The sequence below is a fragment of the Streptomyces sp. NPDC046939 genome (assembly GCF_040644575.1).
Taxonomy (GTDB): domain Bacteria; phylum Actinomycetota; class Actinomycetes; order Streptomycetales; family Streptomycetaceae; genus Streptomyces.
The window spans coordinates 128521-151912 of the sequence record NZ_JBEYWV010000022.1; the positions used below are offsets into that span (position 1 = coordinate 128521).

The 23392-nt window shown below is 68.4% G+C and carries 23 protein-coding genes and 1 pseudogene; 12 read left to right on the forward strand and 12 right to left on the reverse strand.

From position 1 onward, the window contains the following. The first annotated feature begins 44 nt into the window (after positions 1–44). The 3 genes from ABZ877_RS24140 (at position 45) to ABZ877_RS24150 (ending at position 2896) form a co-directional block, all read left to right on the forward strand. Positions 45–338 carry a hypothetical protein gene (locus tag ABZ877_RS24140; RefSeq protein ID WP_361074562.1) on the forward strand — a complete coding sequence of 98 codons (294 nt, stop codon included), beginning with the start codon at positions 45–47 and terminating at the stop codon, positions 336–338. 225 nt (positions 339–563) lie between these two features. Then, the gene (locus ABZ877_RS24145; RefSeq protein ID WP_361074564.1) at positions 564–1163 is read left to right on the forward strand and encodes a DUF6461 domain-containing protein; all 600 of its coding nucleotides are present in this window, start codon (positions 564–566) and stop codon (positions 1161–1163) included. Between the two features lie 80 nt (positions 1164–1243). Then, positions 1244–2896 carry a hypothetical protein gene (locus tag ABZ877_RS24150; RefSeq protein WP_361074566.1) on the forward strand — a complete coding sequence of 551 codons (1653 nt, stop codon included), beginning with the start codon at positions 1244–1246 and terminating at the stop codon, positions 2894–2896. Between the two features lie 98 nt (positions 2897–2994). Here the strand turns inward: ABZ877_RS24150 and ABZ877_RS24155 are convergent, their stop codons facing one another. Continuing rightward, the gene (locus ABZ877_RS24155) at positions 2995–3384 is read right to left on the reverse strand and encodes a hypothetical protein (protein WP_361074568.1); all 390 of its coding nucleotides are present in this window, start codon (positions 3382–3384) and stop codon (positions 2995–2997) included. 329 nt (positions 3385–3713) lie between these two features. Here ABZ877_RS24155 and ABZ877_RS24160 point away from each other — a divergent pair, with 329 nt between their 5' ends. The 3 genes from ABZ877_RS24160 to ABZ877_RS24170 are packed head-to-tail and all read left to right on the forward strand — an operon-like array spanning position 3714 to position 6557. Next, the gene (locus ABZ877_RS24160) at positions 3714–5315 is read left to right on the forward strand and encodes a Na+/H+ antiporter (RefSeq protein ID WP_361074570.1); all 1602 of its coding nucleotides are present in this window, start codon (positions 3714–3716) and stop codon (positions 5313–5315) included. Between the two features lie 46 nt (positions 5316–5361). Beyond that, positions 5362–5901 carry a SigE family RNA polymerase sigma factor gene (locus ABZ877_RS24165; protein WP_361074571.1) on the forward strand — a complete coding sequence of 180 codons (540 nt, stop codon included), beginning with the start codon at positions 5362–5364 and terminating at the stop codon, positions 5899–5901. Continuing rightward, positions 5898–6557, forward strand: coding sequence for a hypothetical protein (locus ABZ877_RS24170; RefSeq protein ID WP_361074573.1), 660 nt, complete (start codon positions 5898–5900; stop codon positions 6555–6557). Before ABZ877_RS24165 ends, ABZ877_RS24170 begins: the two co-directional genes overlap by 4 nt. Positions 6558–7393: 836 nt before the next feature. On the opposite strand, the gene ABZ877_RS24175 is transcribed toward ABZ877_RS24170, so the two are convergent. The 5 genes and pseudogenes from ABZ877_RS24175 to ABZ877_RS24195 form a co-directional block, all read right to left on the reverse strand. After that, positions 7394–7936, reverse strand: a complete 543-nt coding sequence (locus tag ABZ877_RS24175) for a M4 family metallopeptidase (RefSeq protein WP_361074575.1) — start codon at positions 7934–7936, stop codon at positions 7394–7396. A gap of 14 nt (positions 7937–7950) precedes the next feature. Beyond that, on the reverse strand, positions 7951–8322 hold the full coding sequence (locus tag ABZ877_RS24180; RefSeq protein ID WP_361074577.1) for a hypothetical protein: 372 nt from the start codon (positions 8320–8322) through the stop codon (positions 7951–7953). Between the two features lie 382 nt (positions 8323–8704). Beyond that, positions 8705–9142 carry a hypothetical protein gene (locus ABZ877_RS24185; RefSeq protein ID WP_361074579.1) on the reverse strand — a complete coding sequence of 146 codons (438 nt, stop codon included), beginning with the start codon at positions 9140–9142 and terminating at the stop codon, positions 8705–8707. Positions 9143–9386: 244 nt separating this feature from the next. Further along, positions 9387–9665: pseudogene (locus ABZ877_RS24190) on the reverse strand (ATP-binding cassette domain-containing protein); the annotation flags it as partial. Between the two features lie 218 nt (positions 9666–9883). Next, complete coding sequence (locus ABZ877_RS24195) at positions 9884–10678, reverse strand: SDR family oxidoreductase (protein WP_361074581.1); 795 nt, start codon at positions 10676–10678, stop codon at positions 9884–9886. Between the two features lie 152 nt (positions 10679–10830). On the opposite strand from ABZ877_RS24195, the gene ABZ877_RS24200 reads away from it, so the two are divergent. Next, the gene (locus ABZ877_RS24200; RefSeq protein ID WP_361074583.1) at positions 10831–11715 is read left to right on the forward strand and encodes a helix-turn-helix transcriptional regulator; all 885 of its coding nucleotides are present in this window, start codon (positions 10831–10833) and stop codon (positions 11713–11715) included. Positions 11716–11963: 248 nt separating this feature from the next. On the opposite strand, the gene ABZ877_RS24205 is transcribed toward ABZ877_RS24200, so the two are convergent. The 5 genes from ABZ877_RS24205 to ABZ877_RS24225 all read right to left on the reverse strand — a co-directional run bounded on the left by ABZ877_RS24205 (position 11964) and on the right by ABZ877_RS24225 (position 16972). Further along, the gene (locus tag ABZ877_RS24205) at positions 11964–13112 is read right to left on the reverse strand and encodes an NAD(P)/FAD-dependent oxidoreductase (RefSeq protein ID WP_361074584.1); all 1149 of its coding nucleotides are present in this window, start codon (positions 13110–13112) and stop codon (positions 11964–11966) included. A 527-nt stretch (positions 13113–13639) separates the two neighbouring features. Continuing rightward, positions 13640–14389 carry a glucose 1-dehydrogenase gene (locus tag ABZ877_RS24210; protein WP_361074586.1) on the reverse strand — a complete coding sequence of 250 codons (750 nt, stop codon included), beginning with the start codon at positions 14387–14389 and terminating at the stop codon, positions 13640–13642. A 208-nt stretch (positions 14390–14597) separates the two neighbouring features. Next, positions 14598–15620: an LLM class flavin-dependent oxidoreductase gene (locus tag ABZ877_RS24215; RefSeq protein WP_361074588.1), complete on the reverse strand. Its 1023-nt coding sequence runs from the start codon at positions 15618–15620 to the stop codon at positions 14598–14600. Positions 15621–15776: 156 nt separating this feature from the next. Continuing rightward, positions 15777–16241 carry a helix-turn-helix domain-containing protein gene (locus tag ABZ877_RS24220; protein WP_361074590.1) on the reverse strand — a complete coding sequence of 155 codons (465 nt, stop codon included), beginning with the start codon at positions 16239–16241 and terminating at the stop codon, positions 15777–15779. Between the two features lie 290 nt (positions 16242–16531). Then, positions 16532–16972, reverse strand: coding sequence for a nuclear transport factor 2 family protein (locus ABZ877_RS24225; RefSeq protein ID WP_361074592.1), 441 nt, complete (start codon positions 16970–16972; stop codon positions 16532–16534). Between the two features lie 507 nt (positions 16973–17479). On the opposite strand from ABZ877_RS24225, the gene ABZ877_RS24230 reads away from it, so the two are divergent. Together ABZ877_RS24230 and ABZ877_RS24235 are read left to right on the forward strand one after the other, a co-directional pair. Continuing rightward, positions 17480–17659, forward strand: coding sequence for a hypothetical protein (locus ABZ877_RS24230; protein WP_361074594.1), 180 nt, complete (start codon positions 17480–17482; stop codon positions 17657–17659). Between the two features lie 440 nt (positions 17660–18099). Then, entirely contained in the window at positions 18100–19005 is a 906-nt protein-coding gene (locus tag ABZ877_RS24235) for an alpha/beta fold hydrolase (protein WP_361074629.1), read from the forward strand. A 160-nt stretch (positions 19006–19165) separates the two neighbouring features. On the opposite strand, the gene ABZ877_RS24240 is transcribed toward ABZ877_RS24235, so the two are convergent. After that, positions 19166–19756: a CGNR zinc finger domain-containing protein gene (locus ABZ877_RS24240; RefSeq protein WP_361074596.1), complete on the reverse strand. Its 591-nt coding sequence runs from the start codon at positions 19754–19756 to the stop codon at positions 19166–19168. Positions 19757–19931: 175 nt separating this feature from the next. On the opposite strand from ABZ877_RS24240, the gene ABZ877_RS24245 reads away from it, so the two are divergent. From ABZ877_RS24245 to ABZ877_RS24255, 3 genes are all read left to right on the forward strand, one after another. After that, positions 19932–21245: an MFS transporter gene (locus ABZ877_RS24245; RefSeq protein WP_361074598.1), complete on the forward strand. Its 1314-nt coding sequence runs from the start codon at positions 19932–19934 to the stop codon at positions 21243–21245. 265 nt (positions 21246–21510) lie between these two features. Next, a complete protein-coding gene (locus tag ABZ877_RS24250) occupies positions 21511–21897 on the forward strand; it encodes a hypothetical protein (protein ID WP_361074600.1) in 387 nt (128 codons plus the stop codon). A gap of 1012 nt (positions 21898–22909) precedes the next feature. Further along, on the forward strand, positions 22910–23386 hold the full coding sequence (locus tag ABZ877_RS24255) for a MarR family transcriptional regulator (RefSeq protein WP_361074601.1): 477 nt from the start codon (positions 22910–22912) through the stop codon (positions 23384–23386). Positions 23387–23392: the final 6 nt, after the last annotated feature.

Sequence of the window (23392 nt, forward strand, 5' to 3'; positions counted from 1 at the left end):
CCTGCCGTGTGACGCTGATGGCAGGATTTCATGAGGAGGGAAGCGTGGCCGTGCCGCAGCCGGCGGGGTTGATTTCGGTTTTGCTGGACAGGACCGCTCGTATCGACGAGCGTGATGATGCCGCGATGGACCTTGAGGCGTACGCGGGTGAGCACGTGGTGCAAGCGCTGATCGATGTGGTCAGTTCGCCGGTCGAGGACGAGCTTGTGCTTGCCTCGGCAGCGGAGTCCTTGGGTCGGATCCTGGCCCGGGACAGCGGCTGTCCTGAGGAACTTCTTGTGTCCCTTCGCCCTGACGCGAGGCGCATCGCGGAGGAAGTGTTGCGAGCGAGTCGCTGAGCGGAGCAGGCGGTGGTGTCTCTCGGGCCTCCGGGGCTTGTCCGCGGGGAGTTCTGATCAGTCAGTCGCCGATGGCAGCGATGGTTACGGTGGCCTGGAAGCGGACGGCGAGCTTGATGTCCCTACGGATGCCAACGAGCGAGCTGACATGTTGCCGCGCACTCACCGCGTCCCTGACCTCTGGACGAGACCGACGGGCGCGCCTGACGCGAGGGAGCCGACGCCATGGCCGAGTTGGTGGATCTGACGGACGTGTTGGGCGAGGGCGGGTGCGTGACGCTGGTTCGGCGCGGGCTTGTTGAGGTGTTGTCCGTCATGGGGGTCCGCGTGTGGCGGGAGATCGGGTGGGGCGAGGTCGCCGACCGCGTACGGCAACTGCCACGAGCGGAGCGCGGAGCTCCGTCTCCCGTGTTGTTGGGCAAGCCGCTGCCCGGCGGGTGGACGCTGGTCGTGGAGGTCGACGGCCGGGCGGGGTGGATCGGGGCCAGGAGCCACACGCTGGAGAGGCTGTCCGAGAGGGGGACGGTGGCCGCGTCGCTGTGGCGCAGTCCCAACAGGGAAGAGGTGCTGTACGCCGAGGACGGTGTCGTTTGGGGTGGTTTCGACCTGACAACCGGGCAGCGCTGGGGTACGTATTCGGACAACTTCGACGCGGTCGCAGCCGCTTTGGGCTTTCCCCTGTCCGAAGGCGGGGAGCAGAGCGAGCGCCTGATGTCCCCCGGTGTGGGCCAGCGTTGCACACGTGCCTTGGAGGTGCTGACGAGTGTGCGACTGACGCGGGCGATGTTCGACGGCCCCTGGCAGGGCGGATTGCGACGCCCGTGAGACAGCGAGGCTGGATGGACATCTTGACACCTCCGCATCCTTGCGGTGCGTGCTAAGCCTGTCGAGACCAGTGTTTTGGCGTGTACCTGACCTGGTGCGCGAAGGGGGAGATCAAGAACGTGAGACCACTTCGCAGACGATTAAGCCGCGCGGTGACCGCGCTGACCATGGGCGCCCTGCTCGGCGCGCTGCCGCTCGCCGGGCCGTCCAGTGCGGCGGACGGCCCGCCCACGGCCACCGCTCCGACGGTGGCGACCACCGACATCGCCAACGAACGCCACATCAAGGTCTATCTGCAGGACAAGGAGCTCAAGGCCCTCCGCGCCGAAGGCCGCCAGAAGGAGGCGGCGGCACGCGCCGCCGGCCGCACCGGACCACAGGCGCCGCCGCACACCACCACCGCTCAGCAGAATCCGCACCGGACAGCGGCCGAACCCGTCGCACCGTCACCCTCCCGCGCCCGGTCCGCGGTGGACTACTTCGGTGCCGTCCAGTCCCAGGCCCGCCGGGCGGCAGCCCAGGACGGCGCCAAGAGCCAGGGCGTGCAGTCGGCACTCGCTCTCGAACCGCCTCCGGCGATCGGGGAGAAACCCGACCAAGGCGCGGTGGACAGGTGCTTCGCCAACGGTTCGGCCGACAACGAGTTCGGCCACATCTACAACCGTTTCGTCTACTGCAAGCGGTTCCGCACCGACGCGGACTACTACCTGGTCCGTCCGAACCGGCCGCCGGAGAAGGTGGGCACTACTTCCTTCACCTACGAGATGTTCGCGCTCGGCGACTCCCAGAACCGCAGGGTCCGGCTCTTCGCCCGTATCCAGAAGGACTCGGTCGACTACGACTGGGGCTGGTGGGACAACATCTGGCTGGCGCCGAACATCCGGCTGGGCATGATCGGCCAGTGCGGGGAACCGTTCGAGATCTGCAGCGGCACCCGGGGCCCGGCGACCCTGCCCTACGCGGTCTGGGACAACAGCACTGACTGGTACTACTGGGACATCCAGAACCGCGAGACCGCCGGCGTCGGCCGCGACAAGATCTCCCTCAACCAGTTCTTCCTCGAATGGGAGAGCACGGACCCGCCGTTCACCACCATCCAGACGGGCCGCAGCCACGGCCGAGTGATGCGGTGCGACTCCGGCGACTACTTCAACAAGTTCCCCAACCTGAGCTACCCCAAGGCATGTGTCTTCGCCGAGGTGACCTCGCGGCTGACCTTCGACTCCCGCGACGACAACATCAATGAGGTCGCCGAACACATCCGCACCGCCCAGAACAACCCCAACGCCACCTGGCCCAAGCTCGTCCCCGAGGGCCAGCCCCAGCCCCGCGACAAGCGGATCCCGGGCAAGTACGAGCCGACGAACCCCAACGCTGTCGGCCTGCACCGCATCACCGAGAAACACGAACCCGGCTGGTACAAGGCGAACCGGGACCATGTGCGGGGCGCCTGCTACAAGGAGGGCGATCTGAAGGACCTGTACTGGGACACCGGACTGCCCAACCGTCCCATCGGCGGCCTCGAGGAGTGCGACGAGTACCCCATGGCCTCAACCCTGGAAGGAGCGGCCCACCCCGACTGGGACTTCTCGGTGAGGGCCGTCGACAAGGACGACAACGGCCGCGCGGGCAACGCCCTCCAGGACTACTACGTCTACGACCGGGTCCTGTCCTGGGACCCGACACTGCCGCCGGAGATCAAGAACGACCTCTTCTTCGTCGAGATCATTTAGCGGCAGAAGTCGCTCGAACGAGACGCCGCGCACAGGAGCCGAGGGGTTCGGTGACAGCCAGGCTGTCACCGAACCCCTCGACCGGCGCAGGCTTCGTGTCAGGCCCGGTCGTACTTCCAGGACCCGCAGCTGTACGGATCGCCGTCGAGGGTCGACAAGCACGCCTGATAACGGATCCACGCGCCGTTGTAGATCTGTGTCTGGGGGAACTGCTTCGTCACGGCGGGGCCGTCGTACCCCTTCTTGTTGTAGACGTAGGCGACGAAGTAGTCGTACTGGCCGCTGTACTCGTCCATGACGGCGATGATGCCCATCGTGGCCTTGCCGTCGGGCTTGAGGTCATGAACGGTGAAGTAGTTGCCGCTGGTCTTCCAGTCGACGCTGGCCGCGCCGTTACTGTTGCGTACGGTGCCGTCGGCCGCCGCACCGGGCGCGAAGGTCGCGGTCGCGGCGGTCAGCAGGGCCGCTGTGCCGAGTACGGCGGCCAAGCCGAGCCTCCCACTGCCTATGGATCGCATGAGCCCCCCTGAAGGCGTTGCGCCTGTACTGCAAATCGGCAACAGGATGGGGCGCGGGGCGTGCGGCGTCGAGAGGTGGGGCTGCATCCGTTTGTGCGATGGGGCTGTCCGTCGATGCGCGGCAGACCTGATGGCGGCAGACCTGATGGCGGGCGTACCGCACCACTGTTCTCCCCCCTCACGTGCCCCGCACTCACTACGCACGCCACTCACCGCTCGGCAAGCCGGGCGCGGGGGCCGAGTGCAGGCTGTCCGGGCGTCGTAACGTTTGCGGACGTCAGCAAGTATCAGGAGGACACGTGCTCGGCCTTGTACTGGTTGTGCTGCTGGGGATCGCCGTGCTGAGCGGTTCGGCGTGGGGTGAGCGGCTGCGGGTGGCGCCGCAGGTCGTGTTGTTGGTCCTCGGGGTCCTGATCGGGGTCGTACCGTCGCTGCGCGCGGTGGAACTGCCCTCCGAGGTGGTCCTGTTGCTGTTCCTGCCCGCGCTGTTGTTCTGGGAGAGCCTGAGCACCTCACTGCGCGAGATCCGCCGCCACCTCACCGACGTCACGCTCGCCGCGACCCTGCTGGTGCTCGCCTCGGCGGGCGCGGTCGCGTGCGTCGCTCACGCGATGGGGGTCGGCTGGGGGCCCGCCTGGGCGCTCGGCGCCGCGGTGGCTCCCACGGACGCGACCGCCGTGGGCGTCGTCGCCCGGCTCCTGCCACGCCGCGACATCACGCTGCTGCGCGCGGAAAGCCTGCTCAACGACGGGACGGCGCTCGTCGTCTACGGCATCGCGGTCGGCGTCACCGTCGGCACGGAACACGTCACGGTGGCACACGTGAGCCGCCTGTTCCTCCTCGGATACGGTGGCGGCGCGCTCATCGGATACGTGGCCGGGGTCCTCGTCCGACGGATATGGGCACGGACCACGGAAGGGGAGGCGCTACGGGGACAGGTGCTGCTGCTCCTGACCCCGTTCAGCGCCTACCTCGTCGCCGAGTACGTCGAGGCGTCCGGCGTCGTGGCGGTCGTGGTGTGCGGGCTGATGCTCAGTCAGAGCGCTCCGCGGACCGTGCGTGCGGAGGTGCGGGTGCAGGCGCAGAACTTCTGGACCGTCGCCACCTACCTGCTCAACGGCTCGTTGTTCGTCCTCATCGGAGTCGAACTCGTCCACTCCGTACTGCACCTGCGGGACGGGCAGCTTCCGCGTGCGCTGGGCACGGCGTTCGCCGTGGCGGGAACACTGATCGCGGTGCGGTTCGCGTACTACTTCACGGTCGCCGGGTTCTTCCGCGTCGCGCGCAGGGGGACGGCACGCGCCTCCGGCACCACGTACTCGGCGCGACGGCTGACCGTCAGCGCCCTGTCCGGATTCCGCGGCGCGATCTCGCTCGCGGCCGCGCTCGGCATCCCGGCGACCGTGCACAACGGAACGCCGTTCCCGGACAGGGAGCTGATCGTCTTCGTCACCGGCGTGGTCATCGTGGTGACGGTGGCGCAGACCGTGCTCCTGCCGTGGGTGGTGCGCTGGGCGCGGATCCCGCGGGACCGTGCCGTGGCTCTGGAGGAGTGGCGCGCGGAGTCCGGGGCGCTGAACGAAGCGCTTGCCGCGCTGCCCGGCCTGGCGCGGCGCCTCGACACCGCGCCCGAGGTCGCCGAGGCCGTCCGGGCGGCCTGGCAGGTCGAGGCGGACGCCCTCGCGTTGCGCTGCCGGGTCGTGCCCGAGGACCTGGAGTTCGACCCTCAGCGGCTCACCGACGACGCCACAGCCCTGCGCCTCGCGCTGCTCGCGGAGCGGCGGGCCGTCGTGGTCCGCCTGCGCGACGAGGGAGACATCGACGACACGGTGCTACGGCGCCTTCAGGGCCGTCTGGACTCCGAGGAACTGCACCTGTTGCGGCACGTGCCGGTGGAGTGAGCCCGGGCAGGTAAGCGTGCGGGGGCGGCTCCGGCGTTGAGGGGGTGTGAAGCATACGGAGTTCAGGGAGTTCTACCGAGCCGACCAGGACGTCTGTCTCCGGGCCGTCCTGGCCGCTGTGGGCGATCGGCAGCTCGCCGAGGACCTGGTGGCCGAGGCGTTCACCCGGGCCTGGATGTCCTGGTCCACGGTCAGCCGGCACCCGGCGCCGCGCGCGTGGATCGTACGCACCGCGCTGAACACCCGGGTGTCGTGGTGGCGCAAGAGGCGCAAGGAGGTCGCCCTGGGCGACACGGCTCTGGAGCGGCCCGCCCCGGAGGCGACTGGCGACGCCGTACTCGATCCCGGCCTGCTCGCGGCCCTGCGCCAACTGCCGCGGCGCCAGCGGGAAGTGATCGCGTTACGGGTCTTCCCCGACCTCGACACCAGAACCACGGCAAGGGTGCTCGGAATCGCGGAGGGCACCGTGACCGCCCACTTGTCGCGGGCCGTCTCGGCGCTGCGAGGCCAGTTCGTCACCGTCGGGGACAACACCGTAGAAGTGGACGCCCACCGTAACGACAACGACCAGGAGGTCGGCCCATGAACGAGCACGATGTACTCACCGCGCTGAGGGGTTCCCTCGACGAGGTCACCATGTCCACTCCCGTGGAGCGGATCGAGGCCGAGGGGCGCCGGCGTCGCAACCGGCGCCGTCTCACCCTCTCGGCCGGCGCCGCCACCGCCGCGGCCCTCGCGATCGCGGTTCCGCTGCTCGGCAACCCCTCGACAGCGCCGCCGTCGGCGGGCGACAGCACCGGGGCGGGCGCGGTACACGTCCGCACGGCCGCCTACACGGTGGACACCAAGAGGGACGGCAGCATCGTCGCCACCTGGGACAAGGACGCCTACTTCAAGGACCACGCGGGCCTCGCGAAGGCGCTGCACGACGCGGGATTCCCCGTGCTGATGAAAGTGGGCACCTTCTGCAAGGGCCCGGACGACAACGGGAAGCTGAGCCCCTCCGGGCAGGGGCCGGGCGTCTCCCGGGTCGTGAAGGGCAGCAAGTCCGACGACGGCCGGGTCACCTTCACCTTCTACCCGTCCGCGATGCCCGCCGGAAAGCGACTCTTCATCGGCTACCTGAACACCGAACAGCTCGCCTCGGTACACATGAACCCCGGCTCGGTGGAACGGATCGTGCCGGCACGGGGCCCGCTGACCTGCACCACCACTTCGCCGCCTGAGCACCATTACCGCTGAGGTTGCGGCCGGTGCGGGGTCTGGAGTCGACTCCGGGCCGGAGTGAACTGTCGAGCAGTTCGTGTGAACGGTGCTTCAGCGCCCGCCGCTCGCGCGCCGGGCGGCGAGCGCTGCGGTGAAATGCCGTCTTCCACTACGCAGTGCGGCCGTGAAAAGCGGAAGCGAGGAGGAAGTGTCCGATGGGTCTCCTGGCTAGTGTGACTCTCGACGGGACCACGGCCGGAGGTACTGGGCAAACCTGATCTTTTGGTTCGAAGCGGCGCCGACCGAGCCGTGGGCCGACTGGCTGGACCATGAACGTAACGGCACCGCCGAGTCACTGGAGGCCACCCGTATGCAGGATGGGGAGACGACACGAGGCGTGCCGGCAACCCTGCCTTCTGTGCATCTGGTCGCTTTCCTCGTCGCCGCCCCGGACGCGGTCAACCCCGCCTCAGGTCGAGTCTGCGCGAGCGAGCTGATGACGCAGAATGTAAACCTTGACGCGGTGCTGGGTTGTAAGTTGGCAGCCTGCGGCGCCTTCCACCGGGTGGTACCGCCGGCAGCGGGCGGAACCAAACCCTGCTCCAGGCGACGGAGGCGCTCGCAGCTGTCTCCGATGCTGCGATGCGCGGGGCGTTCGAGGTCCTGGCCCCGGTGCTGCCGACAGGAACTCCGCGCTTCGACCCAGCCAACCCCAAGGTTTGCTGCGTGACCCCGGTCCGGAGCGTGTCGATGCATGATCCCCAGTGCGCCTGAGGCCGTGAGACCGACGACACGCGGTTGATCGTGGTTCGCGGCAACACCGCCTCGGGCAAGTCCTCCGTCGCGACTGGCCTGCGCAGAAGTTCGTGCTCCTACCAGATGCCTTGCTTCCGTGCGGCGGCCCGAACGACCTGAGGGGCTTCTCGGGAAACTTTCTTGTTGGTCGCGAGAATCGCGGCCTGGGATGCGGCGACCGCGGCCGCGTCCGCGAACTTGGCTGTCGGCCAGAGGTTCTGCAGGGCCTGATACATGATCAGGGTTCCTTCGTCTATGCCTATCTCGCGGCAGACCAAGTAGAACCAACGGTTGGTGATCCCCGACATCAGGTGCGGGTCTGCGGGCTCGAAGTAGCCTGTCATGTCGCGTGGCTGCGGATCGCGCCCCATGACAGGGTTGTCGTAAGCGGTGCCCGGTTCCGCCATGCTGCGCAGGGCTTCGCCGGTCAGCTTGGGCGCCATGATGTCGTCGCCGATGAGCCAGTCGTGATTGTCCGCGGTGTGACCATGGGCCCACGCGTCGATCGCCGAGGCGAGCATGTCACTGAACGACTCGTTGAGCGCGCCGCTCTGGTCGTTCGTGTAGTTCAGCCCGCTGCTGAACTGCGTGACGCCGTGGGTGAGTTCGTGGGCCGACACGTCGATGTCGCGCGTCAGGTCCTGGAAACGACGTTGCTTCCGTTGCCGAAGACCATGAGCAGTGCTGTGGGATCGAAGAACGCGTTGTCGAAGCCGACTCCGAAGTTGACGTTGGCCACCACGTTCAACCCGGAGTTGTCCAGGGAGTTGCGTCCGAGCTTCTCGCGGTAGTACTGGAGGACCTTGTGCATGTGGTCGTACGCGTCGTTCGCGTTCTGTCCCGGTACAGCCGGATCGCCCTCGCTTCGAACTGGTTTGACGTTGTAGTTCCACTGATTCAGGTCGTCATAGATGATGACCCCGGCCGTCCCCGGTTGGGGGATGTGCAGCCCTTCGGTCAGCCCCTCGCCGAGTTCCTGCGGAGCGGGCGCGTTCGGTGCTGTCACCGGTGCCTGAATCCGTGCTCGGCGTAACTGGTCCGATACGACGGCAGACCGCTGGGCGTCCGTCGGCTCGAGACTTTCCCTCGCATGGACTCGCGCGATGTGATCCAGGATGTGGGCCGGAATGAATGAACACACGTCATGCATGTGAGACCTCCCGAACTATTGTCGGATGCTCAACCTCCTACACCTGCTTTCCGCTGGTGTCGACGGGGCGAATTGGCGTAGAGATGAGCGACTTCGATTTCGTTGGCCGTCAGCAACTTGATGCGCTCCCCTGGGGCACGTGCACCCCAACGGGGGCCGCTTAAGCGCACAAGCGGGCGGTTGATGGTGTGCTCGACGGCCGTTGCCCGCTCGGGGCCACCGTGATGTGCGACAGGCCTCAGAAACCGTTGACGCCGTCGACGACCAGGTAGGTGCCGGGTGTGTCGATGTAGAACTCGAAGCGGAGATTCTTCGGAGAGGAAGAACCGGTCAACTCCAGAGTTGGTGTCAATATCGACCACTCGGTCCCCACCGCGAAGCGATTGGTCACTACGCCGACGTTCAGATTCCATATGTGGAACGAGCCGGTGACATTCCCCTTGAGGGCGCGTATCCACGCTATTCCAGTCACACTGCGCATGTCGGTGACTGTGATGTCCTGTGCGAATGATCCTCCCGATACGTTGGTTTTTGCGACCAAGTAATAGTCGCCGGATCGAGCGACGACCCCTTTTTCTCCGGTCTTGTGAACCTCGTAGGTCACCTCATCCGCATGGCTCACCTTCTTCCAGTTTGTTGTTCCGTTCTCGAAGCTGGGGTTCAGGAGTAAGGACATCTGGTCTCCTGGGTCCATCGGATTTCGGCAAAGTACTGCCGTGAATTACGCGGCACAAGGGTGGATGTGCCCATGAACTTGCCGTTATGGGCCACTTGGCCACTCGGCACAGGCATCATTGCAGTATCGAGACGTCGTACCCTGTTGTGCCGCGAGAGGTCTGCGCACAGTAATTCGTACGAGGGTGTACAACCTGGCAGGCCCCGCGCGTCGCACTGGAGCGGCTGGAACCCGCTGTCACTTACTCATCCACGGCGGAGAACTGGCCGGTCACTCCGATCGACGCACGCACCTGATCCGCCTCGCGGCGTACGTCATACCCGGCGACCCGAGCCGTCCCAGCTCCCGCGGGCAGCAGCGTGGACAGGATCCGGACTGTGGTGGTCTTGCCCGCACCGTTGGGCCCGAGCAGGGCATAGACGGTGCCGACGGGGACGGTCAGGTCGACTCCGGCGACCACCTCATGATCACCGTACGACTTGCGTAGCCCGGCGACCTCGATCGCATTGGTTCTCGTCGTCATGCCCGCCATGCTGGAAGGTTGCCCCTGGGGCAGGGTCAACTGCTCGGCTACACGACCCCGCATCCTCGAAACGGCGGCTGCCCTGGACCGACACCGTCCACGCCCGGCTGTCGTACGACAGAGCGCCGATTACTTGGTAGCGCGGGATGCCCGCCAGCCGTGCGGCTGACGGGCGGTGCGGGCTGACACGCCGGGATTCGAGACAGACCCCGGGCGGACTACGCGGTGGTGGCGATGCCGCCGTCGACTGGGATCACGGCGCCCGTCAGGTAGGCGCCTGCCCGGCTGGCGAGAAACACGGCGACACCTGCCATGTCGTCGTCGCGCCCGATCCGGCGTAGTGGGGCCGACGCCGCGATCTCTTCGCCGAGCTCGTCGAGGGTGGCGGCCATCATCTTCGACGGGAACGGTCCCGGCGCCACCGCATTGACGGTGACATGCTGCGGTCCCAGCTCCCTGGCGAGCACTCTGGTGAGTTGATGCAGGGCGGCCTTGCTGCTGGAGTACGAATAGTTGGGCCGCTGGGGAATGTGGATGGCGGCGATGCTGCCGATGTTGATGATCCGCGCGGGGTCATCGGCGGTGCCCGCCCTGCGAAGCGCGGGCAGCAACGCCTGAACCAGCCAGAACGGTGACTTCAGGTTGAGGTCGACGACCGTGTCCCAGGCCGCGTCCGGGAACGTCGCCAGCGGCTCGTCCCACATGGCGCCCGCATTGTTGACGAGGATGTCGAGGCGCTCCGAGCCATCGGTGACGAGGTCCGAGAGTCGCCGGCACTCCTCGTGACGGGACAGGTCGGCGGGGATGGCCCGCACCTCACCGAAGGCGGACAGATGTTCCTGCGCCTGAGCGCACGCCTCGGGGTTGCGTGCGCTGATGACCACGCGGGCACCCGCCTGGAGAAGACCACGCGCGATCATCAACCCGATGCCTCTGGTGCCTCCGGTGACGAGCGCGCGCTTTCCCCTCAGATCGAAAAGTTCCGCATGCGTTGTGAACTGGTTGTCTACCACTTGGCGACTTACTTTCCCTTTGGCCGTGCAGGGCGCTGTGCCTTGCTGGATCCCTGTCATGGAACCCGTAGACGTGTGCGGGTGGCAGTGACTGCTCTTCGGGGTAACGGCAGTACCTCCCAGCACACCGTCGGACGACCTACGGTGGTGATGTGACGGACAGCGACAGGTATGCGCACGCCGACCAGGTGCGAGAGTTCCTCAGCACCCGTCGTGCCCGCATCACGCCCCAGCAGGCAGGGCTGCCCGTCTACGGCGGCAACAGACGTGTGGTCGGGTTGCGCCGGGAGGAGGTCGCATTGCTGGCCGGGATGAGCATCGACTACTACATCCGCCTTGAGCGGGGAAACTTGCGCGGCGCCTCGGACTCGGTGCTGGACTCCTTGTCCCGCGCACTTCAGCTCGACGATGCCGAGCGGGCCTACCTCTACGACCTGGCCCGCGCGGCCACTGCGTCCCAGCGCCGGCCACCTGTTGCCGCGGGGCGGATCCGGCCGGCGGTCCTGCGGATGCTCGACGCGATGACCGACCTGCCGGCCTACATCCGCAACGGGCGGTTGGACATCCTCGCCGCCAACGCGCTCGGCCAGGCTCTGTACGCCCCGGTCTACGATTCCCCGTTGTTCGCGCAGCGCGGTCCGGTCAACACCGCGCGGTTCCTGTTCCTCGATCCCGGTGCTGCCGACTTCTGGCCCGACTGGGACAAGGCCGCCAACGACTCGGTCGCCCTTCTGCGCACAGAGACCGGCCGCTCGCCGCACGACAAGGGCCTGACGGACCTGATCGGCGAGCTCTCCGCGAAGAGTGACGAGTTCGCCCAGCGGTGGGCCAGGCACGACGTGCGCTTCCACCACTCCGGCGTGAAGCGACTTCGCCACCCGCTCGTCGGGGACCTGGCCATGCCCTACGAAGCCCTCGACCTGCCCGCTGACCCCGCGCTCCGTATCACCGTCTACTCACCCGAGTCCGACTCACCCGAGCGCCAGGCACTCGATCTTCTGGCCAGTTGGGCTGGCGCGACTGCACTCGAGCACTGACGACACCCCTCCTTACCTCCCGCTGGCGACCGAGCCCGCGCCTTCCTCATCGGCGCTTGGTAGACGATGGCCGTGCCGCACGAGCGCGGTCCGCCATTTCACCGTGGCGGCAAGACGTCCGTTGCAGCCGGGGTGGGGCACGGTGGGGTGTGCCACGGGTGTGCCGGTGACGATCTGGCGGATTGGCGCCACGTGCCTGACCTGCCCCGGCGTAGAGGGGCCGGTCGCTCCCGGGCGGGCTGCCGGTTCTACGCCTCCCGGGGCCGGTCCTCGCGGGTGACCGCCGCGATCAGCGCCTCGACTCCGCCGGTGTCGGAATCGGAGTCGGACCCGTGCGCCTCGGCGCCCTCGTGCAGGGCGGCTTCGGCGCTGCGCGGGAACATCGCCTGCTCGTACGCGGTCAGTGCGGCCTCGACATCGTCCCTGTGCGCGGCGAGGGACTTGGCGAGCTCTGCGCCGTCCAGCATGGCCAGGTTGGCACCCTCGCCGTTCGGCGCCGAGAGGTGAGCGGCGTCGCCGAGCAGGGTGACGCCCGGCACGCGCTCCCAGCGATGCCCGCGCGGCAGTGCGTACAGCGGCCGCAGGATGGGGGCGACGTCGCTGTCGGTGATCAGCGCGGTCAGCTCCGGTGCCCAGCCCTCGAACTCCCGCGCGATGCGCGCGGTCGCCGCGGCGGGATCGGTGAAGTCGATGGCATCGAACCATGCGCGCGGCTCGGTCAGCCCTACGTAGACGTGCAGGGTGTCGTTCTTCTCGCGGTGGGCGAAGATCTCCCGGCCGGGCCCCGTCGCCACCATCGCGCCGTCGCCGACGGTCTTGGCTGCGGCCGGATGCCGGATCGGGGCGTCGAACAGGCAGGTCTCGACGACCGACTTGCCGGTGTACTCGGGGGTGACTGCGGTGAGCAGGGGCCGTACGCGGGACCATGCGCCGTCCGCTCCGACCAGCAGGGCGGCGGCCACCGTGGTCCCGTCGGCGAACATCACCTCGTGCCGCCCGTCGCCGAGCGTCCGCACACCGCTGACCTTGTGGCCCCAGCGGACCGTGCCCGCCGGGAGCGAGTCGAGCAGGATCTGCCGCAGATCGCCGCGTTGCACCTCGGGACGGCCGCCGGTGCCGTCGTCGGCCTGCTCGAACAGGACGGCCCCCGCCGTGTCGAGGACCCGCATCGCCTGTCTGCCCGGGAGGACCAGCTCACGGAACTCGTCCAGCAACTGCGCGTCTGCGAAGGCAAGTTGTCCGTTGTAGTCATGGATGTCGAACATTCCGCCCTGCGCGCGGGCGGTCGGCGCGGAGTCCGCCTCGTACACCACGGACGGTATGCCGTGCAGATGCAGAACACGGGCGAGCGTGAGACCGCCGAGGCCTGCGCCGATGATGGTGACGTCGGTGAGCATACGTGTTTCCCCTTGGTGCGTGATGCGCGTCGGTGGCCGGGGCCCCGGCTGGCGGGCCGCCCGGCTCACATCACTGTCGCGAGGACCGTCGACAGTTCACCGACAGATCACCGACGGCCTCCGACAAGGGGGAGTGCGAAGGCGGAGGTTGCCAAGGATGACGCAGTCGGCATGGCCTCTGCCTTCCAGCAGTCCCACAGCCCCAACGGCGACGGGTTTCCGTCGCGGCAGTTCACCTGGGTGAGCAGTCGGCCGACGCGGGGTTCGAAGCGGTCGGCGGCGACGAAGTCGAGGTCTCTGGTCTCCGACCGCAGAACGCGCCCTCTGCACGGAACACCGGGCATGGCCCGCGCGCGGAAAACCGTAGGGCCGGAAAGACGGGCAGCCGCCAAGGCCGATGTACGTAGTTCGAGGGGCACGGTGTGCGTGCTTCGACATGGGCGGGGCCGCGGCCGTGATGGCCGCGGCCCGTGCCGCTGAGGGGATGGTGGATGGTTGGGTGGCGTGACGGTGTGCCGTTCGCGGCATCAGACCTGGTTGGCGCCGCCGTCGACGTACATTTCGGTGCCGGTTACGTAGCTGGACTGGTCGGTGGCGAGGAAGAGGACGAGGTTGGCGACCTCCTCGGGGCGGCCCATGCGGCCGAGGGGGACGTCGGCGGCGAGGTTGTCGCGCAGTTGTGCGGCCTGCTCGTCGTCGGGTGCCAGGTTGTTGAGGCCGGGCGTGGTGATGGGGCCGGGGGAGATGGTGTTGACGCGGATGGCGCGGCCGCGCAGCTCGTTGGCCCAGGTGCGGGAGAAGGAGCGGATCGCGGCCTTGGAGGCGCCGTAGACGCCGAAGGCCTCGTTGCCGACGGTGGCGGCGGTGGAGCCGGTGAGGATGATCGAGGCGCCGTCGTTCAGCAGGGGCAGTGCTTTCTGCACGGTGAACACGGTGCCCTTGACGTTGGTGTCGAAGGTGGCGTCGAAGTGCTGTTCGGTGACCTGTTCGAGGGTGGCGAACTCGCCGCCGCCCGCGTTGGCGAAGAGGACGTCGATACGGTGTCCGGCGTCGGCGACGGTGGCGTAGAGCCGGTCGAGGTCGGCGAGGTTCGCGCTGTCGGCCTGGACAGCGGTGACCTTTCCGTCGATCTTCTTCGCGGCCTGGTTCAGTGCGTCCTTGCGCCGTCCGGTGATGTAGACGTGCGCACCTTCGGCGGCGAACCGCTGCGCGGTGGCCAGTCCGATACCGCTCGTGCCGCCGGTGACCACTGCCGTCTTGCCGTCCAGCTGTCCCATGACCCGCTCCTTGAAGTGAGGTGGTGCGCCTCGAAGGTTGCCGCACCACCGTTCCGTTCAACTTTCAATGACCGTAGTCCTGAGTGGATGACGTGTCAACTAGATAGGTGACACGTCATCCATCGGCGCATGGGAAGCGTGGAGGGGGTGAAGTCGTGTGTGCGGGCCGAGTATTAGGCCGGCGGACCAGTGACGCGAACCGGTGAGGTCAGCGCCAGCCGAGCCCCGGAGCGACGTGTTTCAGGATGCTCTCAATGACATGCGCGTTGTACTCGACGCCGAGTTGGTTGGGCACGGTGAGCAGCAGGGTGTCGGCGGTGGCGACCGCCTCGTCCTGAGCGAGCTGCTTGACGAGCACGTCGGGCTCGGCCGCGTAGGAGCGGCCGAAGATGCTGCGCGTGTTGGCGTCGATGTAGCCGATCTGGTCCTCGGAGTTCCCGTCCCGGCCGAAGTAGGCACGGTCCCGATCGTCCACGAGCGCGAAGATGCTGCGGCTCACCGACACCCTCGGTTCCCGGGTGTGCCCCGCGGCCCGCCACGCCTCGCGGTACGCCTCGATCTGCTTGCGCTGCTGCACGTGGAGAGGTTCGCCGCTCTCGTCGTCCTTCAGCGTCGAACTCTGCAGGTTCATTCCGAGCCCGGCCGCCCAGACCGCGGTGGCGTTGGAACCGGAACCCCACCAGATCCGCTCGCGCAGACCCTCCGAGTGTGGCTCGATCCGGAGCAGCCCCGGGGGATTGGCGAACATCGGCCGGGGATCGGGCTCCGCGAAGCCCTCACCCGTCAGCACCTGGAGCAGCCTCTCGGTGTGGGCGCGGGCCATGTCGGCGTCCGTCCCGCCTTCCGGCGGTGCGTACCCGAAGTGCCGCCAGCCCTCGATCACCTGCTCCGGGGAACCGCGGCTGAGGCCGAGCTGGAGCCGGCCGCCCGAGATGAGGTCGGCGGCGCCCGCGTCCTCCGCCATGTACAGAGGGTTCTCGTAGCGCATGTCGATCACGCCCGTGCCGATCTCGATCCGCCGGGTGCGTGCGCCGATGGCCGCGAGCAGCGGGAACGGTGAGGCGGCCTGCCGGGCGAAGTGGTGGACGCGGAAGTAGGCGCCGTCCGCACCCAGCTCCTCGGCGGCGACCGCCAGGTCGATGGACTGGAGCAGGGAGTCCGCCGCGGAGCGTGTCTGCGAGTGCGGGGAGGGCGTCCAGTGTCCGAAGGACAGAAACCCGATCTTTTTCATGCCGCCTTCAACAACGTCCGGTCCGATTCATTCCGCCGGCTTCCTCGGGCCCCGGCGCGGCGCGGGCTACTCCTGGCGGCTGATGCCGTGTGGACAGTCCGCCCACTCCGGCGCCGGGGCGTGTGCCGCGTCCTTGTGGCTCTGGAGCGGGCGGTGCTACCGATCGGTGTCGATCTCCTGGAGGACCGTGTCGGTGATCTCCGCGAGCAGGGTGATCTGCCCGACGGTGAGGTGGTCGAGGAAGAGGCGCCGGACGTCCTGGACGTGTCTGGGTGCGGCGGCTTCCATGGCGGCGCGGCCGGCGGGCGTGACGACGACGACCGACCCGCGCCCGTCGTCCGCGCATTCCTCGCGGGCGATGAGGCCGCGCTTGGTCATGCGCGCGAGGTGATGAGACACCCTGCTCTTCTCCCAGCCCAGGACTTTCGCGAGCTCCAGGATGCGCAGCCGGTCATCGGGTGTGCGCGTCAGCTCCGCCAGCACCGAGTAGTCGGTGGCGGACAGCCCGAACTCGCTCTGCAGGGTCCGGCCGGCCTGGTTGACCAGCAGGTCGTGCATCCGCAGCATGCCGCGCCACGCCTGTTCCTCGACCGGGGTGAGCCAGCGGGGTGCTTCTGTCATGGGTCCACCCTAGGAGAAGGTTGACCCTTCCATCATCGACGGGTCAGTCCACCCCGCCACTCCTTGAGTGCCAGTCCCCTGGTTCGTGCTGATGGTATGCAGGGCGACATGGGTGGCATTGGCGTCCAGATGAGGCCCTGGCGCAGCAAACTGTGCCCGGGCCGCGCCGGTCGGTCAGCTCCGTGGACCGGCAGATCGAGCCTCGTCAGCTCGGAGGCGTCGTAGCTCTGCCGGTGCCGGCGGGCCGAGGGTGCCGCGGCGCCGGTGAGCCGGGGTGGACGTCGGTGCGGTCAGCGGGTGGCCGCGGCCTCCAAGTTGGACAGAACGCCCAGTTGCGCGAAGAGGACCGTGCCCGACGGGTAGCAGTTGAAGGACTCGATCTTGCCGTCACGCACCCGGAACACGTCGCAGCACGGAACCTTGATGGTCTTTCCGGTGGGGGCGATGACGCCCAGGGCCGTCTGCAGGGGGCCGGTGTGCGTCCCGTTCAAAGACAGCTCCACGATGACGATGTCGCCCTGGACGTACACGTCGTACAACTCGCGGTGCATGTCGGGGAAGGCCTCGGCGTAGGCGATCACCGGCTGACCGACGTCCTGCCCGCGGTAGGTGACGCCGACTGACTGGTCGGTGAAGGTCCCGTCCTCGGTGAAACAGGCGATCCAGCCGGGGATGTCTTGGGCCTCGGCCACCTGGTAGGCGTTCCGGATGGACTTCTCGTTGTCGGACATGGGGCCTCGATTCCCGTGGGGAGTATGTCCTTGTGGTGGCGAACCTAGGAGGATGTAGGTGACGTGTCAACTAAATCTTCCGCCAGGAAATAATTGTCCTGCCATTCACCGTGTTCCTACCTTCACGCTCTGGGCTTCGCCGTCCGGGCCGGAGGCCTCAGGTTCCACTACCGTCGGACCCCGTCCTCGGCCACGAGGTCGGTGACGAAGTTGCCGTCTTCCTCGACCGGGGCGGCCACGCCGAGTGCGCGGTGGCGTCGTTCTGGATGTGCAAGCCGAAGGCGGTGTCGTGGCTGGGCGCCGCCGCGCTGCCCCAGTTCCGTGGAGGCCACGGCCGGTGCTTGTGCCAACTGCGCGCCAAACGCCAGGAGTTCTCGCTGCCGCTCGGGGGTGACGGCTCGGTCGGTGTCAGCGCGACGGAACTGGCGGTCGTCCGCCGAGGGAAGGGGATCACTGCGGTGGGAGCGCTGGGACGACGGATTCGCGGTCGAACTTGGGGCCGTCCCAGTGCGCTACGGTGCGCATCTCATCGAGGCGGTCGAGGTCCTGGGCCCCGTGGATGCCGTCTCCGACGCGGCGGCCGGAAAAGGTTCCCTCGGTGACAACGTCAGGCTCGTCGGCCACCCGCAGCTCGTCATCACGCTGGCGGCGGACCCCGCTGCCATGGACCACGGCGTCTGCCTGTAGAACTCACGGCGGACCGTGTTCCGGCGCACTGGACGAGGGGATGGCGGTGCGTGCTGCTCCGCCCAGGGTCGATTGCGGAGAGCGGTGCGGCACCGGAGCGGATCATCCCCGCCACGGGATGACGACCACGGATGGGTGCGCACGCAGCGGGGCGCCCCGCCGGCCAGGCCGGAAACGACGAAGGCCGGGCACGGCTCCGTACGCCCTCAGGCCGGTCCAGGGTTGCCAGCGGCTCGGCGCACGTCTGCTGCTCGCGGTGCGGGGGAGCATCGGCGGAAATCCGCGTGCGACGGTGGCACCAGGCCCACCCCCACAGGGGGGGGGGTGGGACGCTGGTGAGCCCAGTGGACAGCTCATAGCGTCGCAGCATGATGCATGCCACGAACGGACAACGAACGGGTACCACCAGGCGGACGGCGCTGCGCGGCCTGGGTGCAGCGATGGGTGGCGTGGCCCTGGCCGGCGCGGTCGAGCCCTCGTCGGCGGTGGCGGAGCCGAGCCGCACGCCGACCACCTTCGTGTTGGTGCACGGCACCCACTCCGCCGGCGCGTTCTGGACGCCCATCGCGCGGGAGTTGACCCTGCGCGGTCACCGCGTCGTCATGGTGGACCAGCCGCAACACGGAGCGGAGGCTTTCGTTCCGCAGTCTTATCAGCGGCAGGATCTCCGGGCGATGGCTGTCGAACCCTCTCCGCTGCGGGGTTTGGGGCTCGACGGCTACGAGGCGCGCGTCACGGGGATCGTACGGCGCGCTGCACGAAACGGTCCGGTGGTGCTGGTCGGGCACAGCCTGGGCGGCGTTTCGGTCAGCCGCGTCGGTGATGCCGTCCCGCATCTGCTGCGCCACATCTGCTACATGGCGGCCTTCTGCCCCAGCCGTGCCTTGCCCTCGGCCGACGCCTGCACGGCGGCACCCGAGAACTCCGACGCCGTCAGCCCGGTCGAGCTGATGGTCGGTGACGCCGACCGGCTCGGCGTACTGCGGCTGAACTTCCGAACCGGTGACGTCCGGGAGCTGGCCCTCCTGAAGGAGATGATCTGCGCGGACTATCCCGAAGCCGACTTTCGCCGGATATTGGCCGGGATGCAGACCGACGAGCCCATCGCCGTTTACGCGGGCCGGGCGGTCGGCCGGGCCGAGAGCTGGGGACGCATCCCGCGCACCTACCTGCGCTTCGGCAAGGACCGGACGATCGCCACCGCGCTCCAGGACAGAATGGTCGCGGAGGCCGACGCGTTCACACCCGGCAACCGTTTCCGCGTCCACGACTTCCCCGAGGCATCGCACGTCGGCCCGCTGGACGTCACTTCCCTCACCGAAGTCCTGCACTCATTGGCAAGGTAAGCCGCAGGGAGTCGCGTGCGTAACCTTGACCCCTACCACCTGGCCCCCTGCTACTGGGCGGCAAGTGCCTCGGCGTGCCCGACAAGGCTGCCACGTCGGACGCCTCCTACCCCTCCCACGCGCGTCCGTCCTCCGGCCCGGCCGTGACCGCCGCAACCGTTCACGCCCGTTCAACGGTCGATTGCGTGCCCTGCCGCGCCGCGTAACGGCGGGCCTTGGCGCGGTTTCCGCACACCCGCATGGAACACCAGCGGCGGCTGCGGTTTTTCGAGGTGTCCCAGAAGACCCAGGCGCACGTGTGCTCGGAGCAGCGCTTGAGCCGGGCGGCCTCGCCGGTGACTTTGAGTTCGCTCCAGGCGATGGCGAGTGCGGCGAGTGCCTTGCGGGGGGCAGCGAGATGTGGGGCAGGCGCGAGTACCCCGGCGCCTGGGGTCCCCCCGGCCCCCGCCTCTGTTGTCCCTGCGGTCACGACGATCGGGAGGTCGCGCAGCGCCTCGGTGGCCTCGTGCAGCAGCGTCGCGTCGGCCGGGTCGCCGGTGTGGGCGCCGAGTTCCTCGCGGATCCCGGCACGCATCCGCAGGCACAGCGCGTGGTCCTGCGCATGCACCCGCTCGCTGCCGCGCAGCAACCCCTGTTTCCGCAACCACGCGTCAAGCCCGCGGGCCGTGGCGAGGTCGTCGGTGCCCTCCTCGACGTCGATCGTGTTGGCGAACGCCAGGATCAACTGCGCGGGTGCGGGTGTCTCGGCCATGCGTCCGAGTATACGCCGAATGACTAACCGGCTATCGATTTGACCGGGTAGCGAAGTCGGGCTGCCCGTGTCAGACTCAAGGTCACCGATTGCACCGTCAAAGTGGATTAGGCGGTTAGCTGGTGACGCGCTCGACGCTCACCAGTTGGTCGCAGGACAGGACAGGGGGAGTTGGATGAGTGACCAACGCGTCGACACCGTGCGTGCGCCGCAGGCGCCAGGAGTCGTGTCCGGCAAGCCGCCCGCGTCAGAGGCCCAGCGCGGCAGGCGGAACATCCTCGTCCTCCTCGTTTTCACGGCTGTCACCAACCTCGCGGACGGTGTCACCAAGATCGCGCTGCCGCTCATGGCCACCCAGGTGTCCGGCTCACCGGCACAGGTCTCCGCGGTCTCCCTCACGTTGTCCCTGCCGTGGTTGCTCGCCGCCCTGCACGTCGGTGTCCTGGTCGACCGCCTCGACAGGCGCCGCCTGCTGTGGGCCGCCAACGCGCTGCGCCTCCTCGCGCTCGGCTCGCTGATGACGCTGGCCGCTGCCGATGCCGTCACCATCCCCGTGCTCTGCGGCGCGGGCACGGTGCTCGGGATCGCCGAGGTCATCGCCCTGACCTCGGCCTCCGCGCTGATTCCGGCGCTGACTCCACCGGAGGGCCGGGAGCGGGCCAACACCTGGATCGCCGGCGCCGAGACGGTCTGCAACGAGTTCGCCGGGCCCTTCGTCGGCGGCCTCCTGCTCGCGGTCGGCACCGGTGTCGCCCTCGGCGCGACCTGGGTGGCCTACCTGGCCGCCTCCCTCATCGTGATCCTGCTCGTCGGCCGGTTCCGCGCGGCCCGCGAGGACGGCGGCGGGGACATCGAGACGGCCCCCGCCGCCGTCCGCGTACAGATCGCCGAAGGCCTGCGCTACATGTGGAACCACGTGCTGCTGCGCACCATGGCGCTCATCCTGACCGTCCTGTGCGCGTGCTGGGGCGCCTGGCTCGCCCTGATGCCGCTCTTCGCCACCTCCGTCATGCAACTGAACGCCCGCGAGTACGGCATCCTGCTCAGCGCGCTCGGCGTCGGCGGTCTGGCCGGGGCGCTCGCCGTCACCTGGCTCAACCGCTTCTTCGGCCGCCGCTGGGTGATGTTCGCCGACCTGTTCGGCACCTTCGCGATGATGGCCGTACCCGCGCTGGTCACCAACCTGTGGGCCGTAGCCGTCGCCGCCTTCCTCGGCGGCATGGGCGGCACCCTGTGGACGGTGAACTCCCGAACCCTGGCGCAGCGCCTCGTGCCCGATGCCATGCTCGGCCGGTTCAGCGCCGTCAACAGGCTGTTCAGTTGGGGCGCCATGCCCGTCGGGGCCGGTGCCATGGGTCTGCTCGCCGAATGGTTCGGCCTTCGGGTCGCGTTCGCGGTCTTCGCCGTGTCAGTGGCCCTGACCGTGCCGCCGTTCCTACGGGTTCTGACGCGACCCGTGCTCAGCGCGGCCTTCGGCGACGGCAAGTAGGGCCACGAAGCGGCGGGGGGGGGAGGGGGAGGTCGGGTCTCCGCCCTGCCCTCCCTCTGCTTCGAATCCAGCCGTCTGCTGCCGGCCGCCACCTGGGGCTCGACGTGCCCGTCGTACAGCAAAAAGTGGCTGGAACCCCTACCGCCGTGGGAGGAGATGTGGCGCATTCGGGTGTATCAGATGAAATGACCCATTGACGCTGTCCCGTACCGGCAGGACGGTGGGCGCAGTGCCCCATCGTGAACGGACGCAAGGGAGGGACAACATGCCCGCAGGTTCACAAGGCCACGGCGAAGTGCAGTTCGAGGAAGCGAAGCTCGAGGAAGCAAACGTCCACTTCCTGGGCGGGGAACAGCCGAAGGGCGTAAGTCCTCAGGATCTGTCAGGCTTCGGGTGGACGTACCGGCACGACTGGGGTCTGCGCAACGGCTGGTGGATCCTCAACCTCACGTCCAACAGCTTCGGCCCCAACACCCGTGCCTACGTCTCCATCAGCGAGGGACCGACCAGCAGCGGCGGCAAGTTCATCGGCAACGCCCGCTACCAGGTGTTCAATGTGGCACCGGACAGCGGCGTCGTCTCGATCCGCGTGTTCATCGACTGGTCCTCGCCGATCGGTCTGGTGGTGGACTACCTGTTCGTCAACCCGTGATCACGTCCGCCTGAGCGGGTGGTCCCGCTCCTTCCTCGGCGGAGGGGAGGCGGGACCGCCCGAGCCCAGCAGGGCAGCGAGGTCCCCAGACGGCGCAGGAGGCGTCGGACGGCTGGGGCGTGCGGAGTGAGCAGGCATGCATGAGCACGCGCGTGGAGCGGGTCTCACACCGCCCGTGCCCGCATGCGCGGCCGGAGCACCGGGCCCGCACCTGACTCCAGCACCGGGGCAAGAAGGGGGCCGTGCGGGCGGGGCTGGTTCGTGGCCGGACCCTGCCCAGCAGGAGGTAGTGAGCGTTCTTGTCCTCGACGGGGCGGCGAGCGTGGTCGCGCTGGGTGTGCAGGGCATTTGCCGTGGCTGTGACGCCGGTCGGACCGAGAGGTGCGAGCAGGCGAGCGGAGTCGGTGACCTCGTCGGGGGTGGGCGGCACTCTGTATGACGGGGCGCGAGCCGCGCGGGGTCTTGCCAGCCGCGACCAACGTCCACGGTTACCGTGTCGGGCCCGGCAGGATTGATGCCGAGTGCGGTTGGCCAGACCGCCATCGCAGTCACCACCGACAAGTCAGGGGTACTGCCGAAGGTGCCCCAGGGGCATCCGGAGTCCGTGGAAATCTCGATGCGGAACTCGCGTTCGTCGTCGCTGGTCGCGTAGACCGTGAACTGTGCCGCTCCCCGAGCACAGCGTGCGACTGCCGCGGGGGCGGGCTGGCTCCTTGACGGATTGCGTGAGGCCAGCGGCGTGTCCGTGGCAAGCCCCTTCCGGCGCCTCGCTCGAACGTTTCTTCATGGACATGACCTTAGGCCGTAGAACCCCAGGCGTGACCGGCCGGAGGTATGAAGACATGCGCCCTGCGTACGCGTCCGCTGGCCGGCCCTGACGCCGCTACGCGAACGCGCCCTGTGCTGTCGATGATCCGCCGATGACACTTGCCCCGAAATAGACAGCCCAGGTTGCACAGTCTTAGCTGTCGGTCTACGGTAGGAGCATGACCGACACGACGAAGGTGCAGCCATGACCGGCAAGCAAGAGGCCCCCTCCGCGACCGCCGCGCAGGCGGCCGCCGACATCTGGGTGGTGGTCGGCCGGCTGCGCCGTAAGCTGCGCTCCCTGGAGAACCTGGAGGCGTTCGAAGGGGGCGAGGGTGAGGTCGATCTGTCGCCGGGGCAGGCGTCCGTTCTCGCCCGGCTCGACAAGATCGGGGACGCGACCGCCAGCGAGCTGGCCGTCGTGGAGAACGTTCGGCCCCAGTCCATGGCCAAGACCGTCATCTCGCTCGAACGGGCCGGGCTCGTCGAGCGCCGTCAGGATCCCGCCGACGGGCGCCGCCAGCTCGTCTCCCTCACCCGTCCCGGGCGCGAGCGCGGTCAGGGCGTGCGCCGGGCCCGGCAGGAATGGCTCGCGCGGGCGCTTCAGGAGCACGGCACGGAGGAACAACTGCGGGCCGTCATCACCGCGATGAAGCTGATCGACGAGGTGACCCAGGCGTGACCCGGC